This is a genomic window from Microbacterium sp. 22179, from assembly GCF_052045715.1.
GTDB lineage: Bacteria > Actinomycetota > Actinomycetes > Actinomycetales > Microbacteriaceae > Microbacterium > Microbacterium galbinum.
Genome location: NZ_JBQEPJ010000005.1, coordinates 239,349 through 252,688, shown reverse-complemented (window position 1 = coordinate 252,688; position 13,340 = coordinate 239,349). Strand labels below are relative to the sequence as shown.

The window sequence follows — 13,340 nt, the reverse complement described above, 5'->3', positions numbered from 1 at the left end:
GGGACCCACCCGCTGTCGAAGCATCCCGCAAAGGAACCCCATGACTCTCACCGCACCGCCCGCGCAGCAGCGGGTGGCGGCATCCGCCCCTGAATCGGATGCTCCGCCGAAACGCTCCTGGCGCCATCGCGTCTCCCGCTTCGACCAGAACGCCTCGCCGTACTTCTACATCTCGCCGTTCTTCCTGCTGTTCGGGCTGGTGGGCCTGTTCCCGCTGCTGTACACGGTGTACGTCGCCGTGCACGAGTGGGATCTGCTCAAGGGCGAGGGCGGGTTCGTCGGCTTCGGCAACTTCGTCGAGATCCTCGGCGACGGGATGTTCTGGAACTCGATCTTCAACACCCTCAGCATCTTCCTGCTGTCGGCGATCCCGCAGCTCGCGGTCGCGCTGACGATCGCCTACCTGCTCGACCGCGGGCTGCGCGCCCCGACGTTCTGGCGCATGAGCGTGCTCATCCCGTTCGTGGTCACCCCGGTGGCGGTCGCGATCATCTTCTCGAGCATCTTCAACGAGGCCGACGGTCTCGCCAACAACCTGCTCAACCTCATCGGCATCGCCGACCAGCAGTGGAAGCACGACACCGCGCTGTCGCACATCGCGATCGCGGTCATGGTGAACTTCCGCTGGACCGGGTACAACGCGCTCATCCTGCTCGCCGCGATGCAGGCCGTGCCGCGCGACCTCTACGAGTCGGCGGCCCTCGACGGCGCGGGCGCCGCCCGCCGCTTCTTCTCGATCACGATCCCGACGATCCGCCCGACGCTGATCTTCGTCATCATCACGGCGACCATCGGCGGACTGCAGATCTTCGCCGAGCCGCGGCTGTTCGACGTCTCCACCGCCGGCGGCATCGGCGGCAGCGATCGGCAGTTCCAGACGACCGTGCTGTTCCTCTGGGAGCTCGCGTTCTTCCGGCGCGATCTGGGCGAAGCATCCGCCGTCGCCATCCTGCTGTTCCTGTTGATCGTCGGCATCGGCGTGATCAACTTCCTGATCTCGCGACGGATATCGACGGGGGATGCCGGCCGCAACCGCGCCGCGCGCCGCCGGGCCCGCGCGACCGCCGCCGCCCTCGAGGAGGACGCACGATGACCGCCACAATGGCACTGAGCGTGCCCGAGAAGATCCGCCGTCGCAGGGGCAGCGCCCTCGGCAACGCGGGGATCGGCAGCCGCCCCGGCTTCCTCACCTACGGCCTGCTGGCCGCGTTCGTGATCGGCAGCGTCTACCCGCTGTGGTGGTCGGTCGTCGTCGCGAGCGGCACGAACGCCACGCGCGGCGAGACCCTGCCGCTCATCCCGGGCGGCAACTTCCTCGCGAACGCCGCCAAGGTGTTCGACGCGATCCCGTTCTGGCTGGCGCTGGGAAACTCGTTCCTCATCTCGGGCATCATCACGATCTCGGTCGTGACGTTCTCGACCCTCGCCGGGTACGCGTTCGCGAAGCTGCGCTTCAAGGGACGCGACGGCCTCATGGTGTTCGTGATCGCGACCATGGCGATCCCCACGCAGCTGGGCATCATCCCGCTGTTCATGCTCATGCGCGAGCTGGGTTGGACGGGCTCGATCGGGGCCGTGATCGTGCCGACGCTCGTCACCGCGTTCGGTGTCTTCTTCATGCGGCAGTACCTCGTCGACGTCATCCCCGACGAACTGATCGAAGCCGCCCGCGTCGACGGTGCCAACCAGTTCCGCACGTTCCTGACGGTCGGGATCCCGGCCGCCCGCCCCGCGATGGCCATCCTCGGACTCTTCACGTTCATGACCGCGTGGACCGACTACCTGTGGCCGCTCATCGTGCTCTCGCCCTCGAACCCGACCCTCCAGACCGCACTCAGCCAGCTGCAGTCCGGTTACTACATCGACTACTCGATCGTGCTCGCCGGTGCGGTGCTCGCGACCCTTCCGCTGCTCGTGCTCTTCGTGGTCGCGGGCAAGCAGCTGGTCAGTGGCATCATGGCGGGCGCGGTGAAAGGATGACTCCATGACCCGTGCGTTTCCCCAGAACTTCCTCTTCGGCGCCGCCACCGCGGCCTACCAGATCGAGGGGGCGGCTTTCGAAGACGGGCGCACCGCGTCGATCTGGGACGCGTTCTCGCGCGTACCCGGAGCGGTGATCAACGGGGACAACGGCGATGTCGCCTGCGACCACTACCACCGGTACCGCGACGACGTGGCGCTGATGAAGGACCTCGGTCTCCAGACGTACCGCTTCTCGACCTCGTGGTCTCGGGTGCGCCCGGATGGCGGTGCCGTGAACGCGCAGGGCGTCGACTTCTACGAGCGCCTGGTCGATGAGCTGCTCGCCGCCGACATCCTGCCGTGGCTGACGCTGTACCACTGGGACATGCCGCAGGCGCTGCAGGAGACCGGCGGCTGGACGAACCGCGACACGGTCGACCGCTTCCTCGAGTACGCGGGCACCATGCACGACGCGCTCGGCGACCGGGTGAACGTGTGGACCACGCTGAACGAGCCGTGGTGCTCGTCGTTCCTGTCGTACACGGGCGGTGAGCACGCCCCCGGTCACACCAGCGTCGCCGAGGGTCTGCTCTCGGCCCACCACCTGCTGCTCGCCCACGGCGAGACGGTGCGCGAGCTGCGCGGGCGAGACGCCTCCCTCAACCTCGGCATCACGCTCAACCACACGGTCGCCGACCCCGCCGATCCGACCAACCCCGCCGACGTCGACGCCGCGCGCCGCATCGACGGGCAGTTCAACCGCTGGTTCCTCGACCCCATCTACCGGGGTGAGTACCCGGCCGACATCGTCGAAGACATCCGGGCGGTGGATGCCGCGGCCGTCGAGACCTTCGAAGCCGCGATCCACGACGGCGACCTCGCCACCATCGCGCAGCACATCGACACGCAGGGCGTGAACTACTACCACGGTGACCTCGTCTCGGGCGCGGTGCCCGAGAACGTCGCCGTCGAGAGCGTGCCCGACACCGAGCGCAAGGTGCGCAGCCCCTACCCGTCATTCGAGAACATCCACAACGTCGAGCGCGGCCTGCCCCGTACGGCGCAGAACTGGGAGGTGCAGCCCGAGGGGCTCACCCGCCTGCTGCAGCGCGTGTGGACGGAGTACGCGCAGCCCGCCGGAACCGTGCTGTACATGACCGAGAACGGCGCCGCCTACGACGACGTCGCGGTCGTCGAAGACGGCGAGACGCGCGTGCACGACGACGACCGCGCCGAGTTCCTGCGGCTGCACCTCGCCGCGGTGCTCGACGCGGCGGATGCCGGGGTCGACGTGCGCGGATACTTCTACTGGTCGCTGTTCGACAACTACGAGTGGGCGTGGGGCTACGACAAGCGCTTCGGCATCGTGCGCGTCGACTACGACACCCAGGAACGCACGCTCAAGGACTCCGCGCGGGAGTACGCTCGCATCATCGCCGCTCGCTCTCTCTGAGACCGGGCGGCGAGGGCGGTCGGAGCACCCGATCGCCCCGCCGGATCGGAGGAAGAGCTGTGTCGCGAGCGACGATCGAAGAGGTGGCCGCTGCCGCCGGAGTGTCACGGTCGACGGTCTCGCGCGTCGTCAACGGTTCGACGGCGGTCAGCCCCGAGGCGCTCGCCGCGGTGCACGATGCGATCGAGCGGCTGAACTACGTGCCGAACCGCGCGGCGCGATCGCTCGCGTCGCGTCAGACGCATGCGATCGCCCTGATCGTGCCTGAAGACACAACGCGCTTCTTCGGCGACCCGTTCTTCGCCGCGATCGTCGCCGGCATCACCGGCACGCTGCGCACCTCCGACTACCTGCTGAACCTGCTCATCGCGAGCGACGACCCGGGCGACAAGATGACCGGCTTCGTGCGTAACGGCGGTGTCGACGGGGCGCTGCTGGTGTCGCACCACACGAGCGACGCGTTCATCGACCGGATCGCGGATGCCGTGCCGGTCGTCTACGGCGGGCGCCCCGTGCGCACGCGCGAGACCGACTACGTGGTCGACGTCGACAACGTGGCCGGGGCGCGTGAGGCGGTGCGCCGCCTGGTCGACATCGGCCGCACCCGCATCGCCACGATCTCCGGTCCGCTCACGATGTTGTCGTCGATCGACCGCGTGCAGGGCTTCCGCGAGGCGCTGGCGGATGCCGCGCTCACGCCGTTCGCCGAGGAGGAGGGCGACTACAGCGAGGCCAGCGGCGCCGACGCCGCCCGCCGCATCCTCGCGGCGGGCCGCCCCGACGCTATCTTCGTCGCGAGCGACCTCATGGCGCGGGGTGCCCTGACGGCGCTGCGCGCCTCCGGCATCCGCGTTCCCGACGACATCGCCCTCGTCGGATTCGACGACTCCTCGGTCGCGCTCAGCTGCGACCCGCAGCTCACGACGATGCGTCAGCCGATGTACGCGCAGGGCGAGGCGATGGCGCAGGTGCTGCTGTCGCGGCTCGCCGGGGGAGACCCGCCCCGCACGACCATCCTGCCGACGGAGCTCGTGGTGCGGGGTTCGGCCTGACGTTGGTCTCTCGGGGGTCGGCCCGCCTCGCTCCACCGGGTTGCTGAGCTTGTCGAAGCAACCGCCCCGCGTGCGCGCGGGGCGTGCGTGCGCGCTGGACGCTGTTAGGTTCAAGTCCGCAGACGGCCGCCAACGAGGGATGGCAAGATCGCCTCTGAGAGCGAGCTCTCTGCGGAAGAGCACACAGCCGCAGCCGTTCCTATGTCGCCTGGCGCCCACGACACGCCGAAGACCGTGACGAGTCGATCAGATCCTTGACATGCTCACCGGTCTCAATCGACCCTTCGAGTGGAGTTCGTATGCACGCAATCGTGAACGGTGTGTCGCAGCGTGTCGCATCGAGTCGCAGCGGCGAATCGCAACGGGGAGTCGCATTGTCTGGTGCGAGACGCCAAGTGGGAAAACGGCTATACGCGGAGTGCGGGATCGCGAATGTGGTTCGATCTCCTCATGAGTTCTGAAACGACCACCGCCACTCCCGAGCAAACGAGGGAGGCCATGACCACACTGTCCCGAAGGAGGTACACGCAGATCCGTAGCATCCTTGTCCAGCTGCCTGAACGGGGGAAGCCGCGCGCATCCACGTTATCGACGATGCTCCGCGGCCGTAAGCACCGCGCCCTGCTGCTTTACTTGCTCCTGCTCACCTGCTGGCCGTGGCTGGAAGGGCGCCGCAACCCACTCGAAGGCGCGATCTGGATCCGTGCTCTCACCTCGAAGGACGGGCCGACATGGACGGCATCGACGCTATCGCGCACCTGGGCGGAACTCGCCGACCTCGACTTGGTGGACCTGCCGAAGAAAGAAGGGCGGTTACGCCGTCCGCGGCCGCGTCGCGAAGACGGGGCAACGGAGTACGACGTTCCCGGTGGGCGCCGCGACCGCTACAACGCCTACTTCTCCCTCCCGGACGAGTTCTGGATCGATGGGCTGTTCGGTCGGCTCTCCCTCCCCGCCCTCGTGATGCTGCTCGTCATCGCGAAGGAGACCAATTCGAAGAAGACCAAGGAAGTCTGGCTGCCCTACGAGTACATGCCTGACTGGTATGGGATCAGCGCCAAGTCGGCACAGAAGGGCATCACCGAACTCCTCGGAGAAGGAATTCTCAATCGGCGACCCGACTCAAAACCCGCTCCGCTCTCCCCCACCGGAAGCACCACACACATGTACTACTCACTTACCGGCGTGTACGGACACACCTCCCGCGCCGCCCGCCGCAAGAAGGCCGCCACCGCCCGCGCCGAACGCGAAGCACAACGGGCTCTAGACGCCGTACCAGAGCCTTAGGAGACGCCATGACCACACCACCATCGAAGCCCGTGCGGCTCATCTACGTGGACGACTCCGGCGCCGAACGCAGCGGCTACGCCACCTTCAGCTGGCTCGAGCTGCGCATTGACGACTGGCAGAGCGCGCTCCGCACGGTCTTGGACTGGCGGCACCGGCTCGCCCGCGACCACCAGATCCCGGTCACCTACGAACTGCACGCCACCAAGTTCGTCAACGGCCGCGGAGACCCCTCCCTCGACCCCGACTGGAACCGGCACAAGGCCAAACGTTCCCGCGTCGTCGACGACGCGTTCCAGATGCTCGCCAACGCCCCCTGGCTGTCCGTGGGAACGGTGTATTCACACACGACGCGCCGCGGGCGCGACTTCGCCGACGAGCGCGCCCGGGTCTACGGCGAACTCGTCACCCGACTGGACCAGCGGCTCACCGCCGCCGGCGAGTTCGGCATCCTCTACATGGACGGCGACGGCACCGACCGCAGCTATGTCGCCGCCCATCGTGAACTCAAACTCGCCACCCGGTCCCTCATCGAGGACCCCGCGTTCCAACACTCCCACAGCAGCCACCTGGTGCAGATCGCCGACCTTGTTGCCTACGCCGGCTACCAGCAGATCCTGCAACTGCCACAGAAGTGGTTCGCCTGGCCCTGGTACCCCGCGCTCACCCCGAAAGACGTGAACGGCGGGCCGATCGCCGTATGAACCCGAAAAGAAGCTGGACCCGTTGACCAGTGTTCACTGGGCGGGTCCGCACGTACAGGCTACCTCATTCGCCTGATCGGGGATCGGTGGCACCCGTAAGCCCAGACAGCGCGCTCATGTGACGGATGAACGCGATCGACCCGGACGATCGCGACCAGATCCGCACAACAACCCGACGGCCTTCGCGCGGAACTTGAGCGACTCACCGCGGCAGGATCCTCGAAGAGGACTGGATTCGTGATCGCTTCCACCCCCTGATCATCACGCGCATTTTCGCGAGTGCACGCCCCGTGACCGACCCGCTGTGGATCGTGGCCGGCGGGAAGCCCGGCGCCGAGAAAAGCCCACGGCCGTGACGGGGTGCTCCGCCTGAACGGTGAAATCCCATCCGCCGCGATGCGATCATCGGCGACGACCTGCACCTCCCACCCCGACTACCATTGCCTCGGCCGCGAAGCCCGTTCGCGATGTCCGCCGCCACCGCGCCCGCCTCGTCGCGATCGCCGTCTCCTCTCGATGGGAAGGCCAACTACTGTCCTCCATCGAACACTTCCAACTCGACCACGAAGCCGGGTGCATTGCACGGTTGACTGATCGGGCAGCGCGGCGTGGGCATACATGGAGCCCTTCTCGCCGTTGACGCCGCAACTGACTCCCTACGATCGATCGGATCGCCGTCGTCACGCGCACTGGCGACGCGATCTTCGGCCCGACACGTCCCGCGCCTCTCGTCCACGCGGCCGACGCCCTGCGTGCCCTGCATCAGAGCTCGACTAACCCCGCAGTACTCCACAATTGGGCGTTCCGCCGCCAGGATGTCTTCGCTCGCCTGCGCCCGGCACTCCGCCGCGCGCGCGAAACCCGTGCGGCGGTTCGCGCGCTCGACGATCACGCCACGTCAGTGCGCCAACGTCGTCAGATCGCCGATCACCCCGAGGCGGACCACGCCACCGTTGATCTCACGAGTAGCGCCGAGACCGCAAGCGAGTATGCCACTGAACGCGCGCGACCGTCGCCTCGTTAGTGAGCGGTGAGCTTGACGGCTCACGAACGCATCGCTGAGCTCGCGCACCGTGTCGAGGATTCGGTCCGGAGGCCGGAGAGGCGGCGGCCCTCCCGCCTGTCGCGTTCCGATATGGTCGCGTCATGTCTCGAAGTCTTCACGCAGCCGCTGAAGCGGCTGTGACCCTCGGTTCATGGCCCGATTGGGTTGCCGCCGTCGGAACGACAGCTGCCTTCCTCATTGCGGCGATCAGCTACTTCAGGAGCACCCGAGACGCGAGCAAGGCTCAGGCCCGACTCGTGTACGCCAAGATCGCCGAGGTGAAGTTCTACGACCCGGGCGAAGAAGGGCCGCTCGTGCTCGACAACGTGCAGCTCTCAGTCGGCGAAGGTCTAGAGATCCTGCGTCAACCCGGTCTGATTCCGATGAGCATGCGCGCGTTGATGCCTCTGGCCCGCGTAGTAGTGCGGATTCACAACGGCAGCGATGAGCTTGTTGGCCCGGGCAAGCTGCAACTTGTCGATGCCGGCCAGGGGAAGATCTTCGACCAAGTATCCCTGCCGTTCGGTCCTATCGAGCCGAGGTCCGACATCACAGCCGAGATCCACGTCGCGAACCCGTATCACCCGAATCAGCCGTCGATTTCGACTGTGATGCTCTTCCGTGACTCGTCAAGCAGATGGTGGAAACGCGAAGGCATCGAACCGATCGAGAGTATCCACGAGGACCCGAACAACCTGCTGGACACGCCCGCGGAGCGGGCTCAGCGCGCGCGTGTCATCGCGGCTTTCGGCGGAGGACAGCTTGAGCCGCTTCCCGTGCCGTCGTTATTGGTTCGCTGGCACCGCCTGATGCGCGGACTGCGGGGCAAGAATCCGATCCCCTGAGGCGCGACATACTTCTATGCTCCGCACCCTCTAGGCAGGGTCGTCGCCGACGGGACGATTGCGGGCGAGTTCGTCGGTGAACGCGCCGGTGATCGCCGCCCCGTTAGGGAATGCCTTCTGCTCCTCTTCGCTGAGTTCGTACCGGCTGACCTCAACGGGCTGCGCCATCGATGCGAGCGCACCGGACCACCGTTTCGTCTTTATTCGCGACACGCAGGTTCCCACAGTCGGTTGATACTTTTCCGTGTTTCGGAGGATGTCATCGACGACGGTTGCATAGAAACCGAGCGGGCCGGCATCCGCGGGGTGACCGTCGTGGTTTTCAACTCGACGACCACGTACCGGAGCTGCCCAACGCGGAAGCACAGAGGGCCGATGTAAAAGTCCGTCTGTCCGATCTGCTGGTGCGCATGAAGGCCCACGAGCGCACACGATGTACGGGCGAGGCGATGGCGCAGGTGCTGCTGTCGTGGCTCGCCGGGGAGGGGGCGACCCGCCCCGCACGACCATCCTGCCGACGGAGCTCGTGGTGCGGGCACCCACCTGACGGGTTTCGCGGAGTGGGCCCTTCGACAGGCTCAGGGACCCAGTATCCAAAACTGGGTTGCTGAGCCCGTCGAAGCACCCACCATGCGGGAGTGAAACGAGTGCGCCCCTGTCGCCCCCTCCGGGACAGGGGCGCACCCGCGATTTCAGGGGCCGCCCAGGAGCGACGTGAAGAAGTCGCCGCCGAAGAGCGTCAGCGCGGTGACGCCGGCCGAGAGCAGAACCACCCCCACGGTGCTCGCCACGGCCAGCACAGAGATGCCGTGCCCGCCGAGGCGCTGTCCTCGCAGCCCCACCGAGACGCCCGCGCGGGCCGCGATCTCGCCTGCGGCGTCGTCGCGGTAGAGCTCGGTGCGTGCGGCGAATCTGCGGTGGAACTCCTCGGCGAGAACGAGCGCCGCGGCCATGGTGGCGGGGCGATCGAACCGCGTGCTCCCCGGCAGGTACACGTACAACCGGTCGGAGACGAGCTCGATCTCGGCGCCGCGTCCGAGGTCGAGCACGCGCGCCATCAGGTCGGGCGTGAAGATGTACAGAGCGTCGGTCTGATACCCCTCCGGCACGATCAGCCGGAACACCTTCGCGAACACGCCCTCGAGCTCCATCCGGGCAGCGCCCCGGCCGAGGCCCAGCGTCGGGACGATGCTGCGTCGCCGGTTGGCCAGCACGATGTGCGGCACCGATGACGGCAGCGGCAGCTCGATGAACGCGAACGGTCGCTGCACGGTCGCGCCCTCCTGACCGCGCGACAGCGAGTGATGGATGCCGAGCTCGAACGGCATCCGCGGATCGTCGCCCGCGACCACCGCCCGCTCCTGACCACGCAGCACGCGGGTGAAGGGAGCGCCGGGGCGGCCGGTGTGCGCGAGGCGATCCGCGTAGGCCCAGTCGTTCTGCCAGGCGAACGCCGCGATCTTCACGCGGCGGCTGAGGCCCACCGCGAACCACACGAATCCGACGGCCGCGAGCAGCGTGTAGCCGATGACGAACACCGCGAGGATCGGTGCGACGGCGAGGATGTCGGTGCGCCCGAGGAACCACAGACCCGCGAGCATCGCCGCCGCGAACATCAGCACGACCACGAGCAGGAACACGAAGCGACGGTGCAGCGGAGTCTTCGTGATCCGCTCGTAGGCGACGATGTCGCGGATGCCGGCGCTGCGCTGCAGCGGAGCGAGGTCGACGGCTACAGCGTCCACGGCAGGGTCGCCCACGGACCGTTGCGCGTCTCGGTCGCTGCGGCCTTGAAGTCCGCCCATCCGTCGCCGAACTTCTCGAACGACTTCTCGTCGACGCGGCCGTCGGACCAGTGCATGACCCGGCCGGCGATGTAGCTGAGGCCGAAGTCCGCCCACGACGAGAAAGCGGGCCGCGCCTCGACGTTGATCGCGTGGATGATCGAGCGGGCCTCGGGCACGTCGCCGTGTCCGAGCGCGACGCCCCAGGTCGCCATCGCGACGGCCTGGCCGATCGCGTACCCGTCGAGGGTCTGCACGAACAGGTCCGGCGTCACGATGTCCTTACCCACGCGCTTGCGCACCTCGGACTCGATGTACTCGATCGCGGTGATGAACGTCTTGGCGTCGCGCTTGTCGCCGCCCTCCTCGACGATGGCCGCCAGCCATTCCTTCGCCTTCGGGGCACGGCCGAGGCGCTCGGCGAGGGCGACGCGCACGGCGAGGTACAGCACCCAGACCTCGCGGCGGCGGCGCACCGTGGTGAGGCGTTCGATGTTCGACAGCCACTCCTCACGGGTGTGCACGCCCCACTGCTCCACGAGTACCGACTTCTCCGACGGGCCGAGGTCGCTCGCGGTCGGGTCGTTCCACGGGCCGGAGGGCAGGTTGCGGATCTGCAGGAAGCCCAGGGCGATCTCGTTCGCCTCGGCATCCGTCGTCGAGAACTTCTCGGACGGCTTCACCTTGGCCGCGGGGATGATCCAGAGGATCAGGAAGAAGAGGGCGACGGTGCCGACGATCGCCCACACCCACCACTGGCCGATCAGCCAGCCGACGATGGACCCGAGGTCGTTGAAATCGACGGGCGCGAGACGGTGCATGGAGGCTCCCCAGAGATAATTAAACTGAACGTACATTCAGCGAGTAATCTATAGTACGGGGACGCACATCGGTGCACATTCGGGGGCAACGGGGAAGTGAACTTCACATGGCGCGATCGGAAGACCAGAATCGACGTGCGCGCGAACGAGCCAAGGAGGTCATCCTCCAGGCGGCGATCGAGGTGTTCGAGGAGCGGGGCGTCTCCGGCGCCAGCATCGCCGAGATCACCAAGCGCGCCGGTGTCGCTCAGGGGCTCGTCAGCTATCACTTCGGCGGCAAGGATCAGCTGATCGCCGCGGTCATCGACCGCTGGTTCATCACGCTCCTCGAGTTGCCGAGTGTCGAGGGCAGTCCCGACGAGGTGCTCGCCTCGATCATCGACAGCGTGTTCCAGGCGACGGCCTACGCCGTGCCGCTGCAGCGCGTCGTGCTCGCGATCCAGCAGCAGCCGGCCACGCACCGGCTCTTCGCCGAGTCCGAGGACCGCTTCAGCGAGCAGGTCACGATGGCCGAAGACGCGGTGCGCAACCTGTTCCGCGCGCGCGGCGCAGCCGATCCCGGGCTCGAAGAGGTCATGTTCCGCAGCGTGCTCGAGGGCGTGTTCGTGAAGTACTCGGTGTACCGCGACACGTATCCGCTCGAAGACGCCCGCCGCTGGGTGCGTCGGTTGTATGGGCTGCCGGCGCCGACCGTGCCCCTGCCGCTCGCCGTCGCCCCGCGCGAGGGTGAACCGCGCCCTCGGGCCCGCAGCGGGGTGCGCGAGGGCGCCGGCACCGACGACTGACGGTCTGTCGGGCGGGACGCTTCGACAGGCTCAGCGACCCAGTTCCTCTAGGGCCCCGCATCTGGGCTGGGTCCCTGAGCCTGTCGAAGGGCCCACCCCGCAGCAACACGAAGGTCCCGGATGCTTCGCGCCGAAGCATCCGGGACCTTCTGTCGTGCGGGCCGGGGTCAGGCCGGGTCGCCGCCCAGCGGACCGACGGGCTCGAGCGGCTTGGGGTCGTCGGCACCCGTCTTGCGCGCGCGGGCGATGAAGTTGCCCACGTGGTAGATCAGCAGCGCCGCGACCGTGCCGAGCACGATGCCGCCGAAGGCGAAGTCGCCCAGGTTCATCGAGAATCCGGCGATGCCGATCACGAGCGACACCGCGGCCGTGTACTGGTTCACCGGGCGCGAGAAGTCGACGCGGCTGTCGACCCAGATCTTGATGCCGATGATGCCGATGAGGCCGTAGAGCGCGGTGGTCGCGCCGCCCAGCACACCGGCGGGGATCGAGTTGAACACCTCGCCGACCTTGGGCGAGAAGGCGAGCAGGATCGCGAACAGACCGGCGACCCAGTAGACGGCGGTCGAGTAGACGCGGGTGGCCGCCATGACGCCGATGTTCTCGCCGTACGTCGTGGTTCCCGAGCCTCCGAAACCGCCGGCGATGGTCGTCGCGACACCGTCGGCGATGAGCGCGCGACCGGTCTGCTTGTTGACCGTCGGGTCCTCGGTCATGGTGGCGACGCCGCGCACGTGGCCGATGTTCTCGGCGACGAGCACGAGCACGACCGGCAGGAACATCGCGATCGTCGACCAGGTGCCGGGGGCGACGAAGTCGGGGAACTGGAAGTCGGGCAGGCCGACCCAGGATGCCTCGGCGATCAGCTCGTTCGGGGTCTTGCCGCCGCGCAGCTCGTTCGGCACGTCGAACGAGCCGTTGAACGCCGCCCAGATGAAGCCGACGGCGACGCCGAGGAAGATCGAGATGCGCCCGAGGAATCCGCGGAACAGCACGGCGAAGACGATGATCGCGACGAGGGTGATCGTGGCGGTGACCGGGTCGAGGTTGTAGTTGTTCCACGCGGTCGGCGCGAGGTTGAAGCCGATGAGGGCCACGATCGCGCCGGCGACGACCGGGGGCATGAGCGCATCGACCCAGCGCAGGCCGGCGAACTGCACCACGAGACCGACGAGGGCGAGCAGGATGCCGACGGCCACCACGCCCGCGAGCGCCGAACCCGTGCCGCCCGCGGCGACCGCGGCGGTGATCGGCGCGATGAACGCGAACGACGAGCCGAGGTAGCTGGGCAGGCGGTTCTTGGTGATCAGCAGGAAGAGCAGGGTGCCCACACCGCTGAACAGCAGCGTGGTCGAGACGGGGAAGCCCGTCAGCGTGGGCACGAGGAACGTGGCACCGAACATCGCGACGACGTGCTGCGCACCGATCGCGATCGTGGCGGGCCAGTTCAGACGCTCTTCGGGGGCGACGACGGCGCCGGCTTCGACCGTGCGGCCGTTGCCGTGGATCTTCCACAGGGGCATGCGGGCTCCTCAGGGATTCGGGGTGGGGGAGTGCTGGAGCAACACTACCGATTCCTGAGTGTTCCCTGGGTGCCCTTCG

At 67.6% G+C, this 13,340-nt stretch carries 12 protein-coding genes; 8 read left to right on the top strand and 4 right to left on the bottom strand.

Features of this window, described 5'->3' with window-relative positions; translation table 11 throughout:
• Positions 1–40: 40 nt before the first annotated feature.
• The 7 genes from ACTJKK_RS12940 (at position 41) to ACTJKK_RS12910 (ending at position 8,348) form a co-directional block, all read left to right on the top strand.
• The gene (locus ACTJKK_RS12940; protein ID WP_440748298.1) at positions 41–1,093 is read left to right on the top strand and encodes a carbohydrate ABC transporter permease; all 1,053 of its coding nucleotides are present in this window, start codon (positions 41–43) and stop codon (positions 1,091–1,093) included.
• Complete coding sequence (locus tag ACTJKK_RS12935; RefSeq protein WP_372491944.1) at positions 1,090–1,980, top strand: carbohydrate ABC transporter permease; 891 nt, start codon at positions 1,090–1,092, stop codon at positions 1,978–1,980. The genes ACTJKK_RS12940 and ACTJKK_RS12935 overlap by 4 nt, the downstream gene beginning before the upstream one ends.
• A gap of 4 nt (positions 1,981–1,984) precedes the next feature.
• A complete protein-coding gene (locus ACTJKK_RS12930) occupies positions 1,985–3,415 on the top strand; it encodes a GH1 family beta-glucosidase (RefSeq protein ID WP_247955436.1) in 1,431 nt (476 codons plus the stop codon).
• Between the two features lie 59 nt (positions 3,416–3,474).
• Positions 3,475–4,467 carry a LacI family DNA-binding transcriptional regulator gene (locus tag ACTJKK_RS12925; RefSeq protein WP_440748297.1) on the top strand — a complete coding sequence of 331 codons (993 nt, stop codon included), beginning with the start codon at positions 3,475–3,477 and terminating at the stop codon, positions 4,465–4,467.
• A 498-nt stretch (positions 4,468–4,965) separates the two neighbouring features.
• Entirely contained in the window at positions 4,966–5,754 is a 789-nt protein-coding gene (locus tag ACTJKK_RS12920) for a hypothetical protein (RefSeq protein ID WP_440748296.1), read from the top strand.
• Positions 5,755–5,762: 8 nt separating this feature from the next.
• Positions 5,763–6,458, top strand: coding sequence for a DUF3800 domain-containing protein (locus ACTJKK_RS12915; protein ID WP_440748295.1), 696 nt, complete (start codon positions 5,763–5,765; stop codon positions 6,456–6,458).
• Between the two features lie 1,302 nt (positions 6,459–7,760).
• The gene (locus tag ACTJKK_RS12910) at positions 7,761–8,348 is read left to right on the top strand and encodes a hypothetical protein (protein WP_440748294.1); all 588 of its coding nucleotides are present in this window, start codon (positions 7,761–7,763) and stop codon (positions 8,346–8,348) included.
• Between the two features lie 30 nt (positions 8,349–8,378).
• On the opposite strand, the gene ACTJKK_RS12905 is transcribed toward ACTJKK_RS12910, so the two are convergent.
• The 3 genes from ACTJKK_RS12905 to ACTJKK_RS12895 form a co-directional block, all read right to left on the bottom strand.
• Positions 8,379–8,516 carry a hypothetical protein gene (locus ACTJKK_RS12905; RefSeq protein WP_440748293.1) on the bottom strand — a complete coding sequence of 46 codons (138 nt, stop codon included), beginning with the start codon at positions 8,514–8,516 and terminating at the stop codon, positions 8,379–8,381.
• 524 nt (positions 8,517–9,040) lie between these two features.
• Entirely contained in the window at positions 9,041–10,093 is a 1,053-nt protein-coding gene (locus ACTJKK_RS12900) for a hypothetical protein (protein WP_440748292.1), read from the bottom strand.
• On the bottom strand, positions 10,081–10,953 hold the full coding sequence (locus ACTJKK_RS12895; RefSeq protein ID WP_440748291.1) for a DUF1266 domain-containing protein: 873 nt from the start codon (positions 10,951–10,953) through the stop codon (positions 10,081–10,083). The genes ACTJKK_RS12900 and ACTJKK_RS12895 overlap by 13 nt, the downstream gene beginning before the upstream one ends.
• A gap of 107 nt (positions 10,954–11,060) precedes the next feature.
• On the opposite strand from ACTJKK_RS12895, the gene ACTJKK_RS12890 reads away from it, so the two are divergent.
• Positions 11,061–11,738, top strand: coding sequence for a TetR/AcrR family transcriptional regulator (locus tag ACTJKK_RS12890; protein WP_440748290.1), 678 nt, complete (start codon positions 11,061–11,063; stop codon positions 11,736–11,738).
• A 167-nt stretch (positions 11,739–11,905) separates the two neighbouring features.
• On the opposite strand, the gene ACTJKK_RS12885 is transcribed toward ACTJKK_RS12890, so the two are convergent.
• Positions 11,906–13,261, bottom strand: coding sequence for a uracil-xanthine permease family protein (locus tag ACTJKK_RS12885; RefSeq protein ID WP_440748289.1), 1,356 nt, complete (start codon positions 13,259–13,261; stop codon positions 11,906–11,908).
• Between the last annotated feature and the right edge of the window lie 79 nt (positions 13,262–13,340).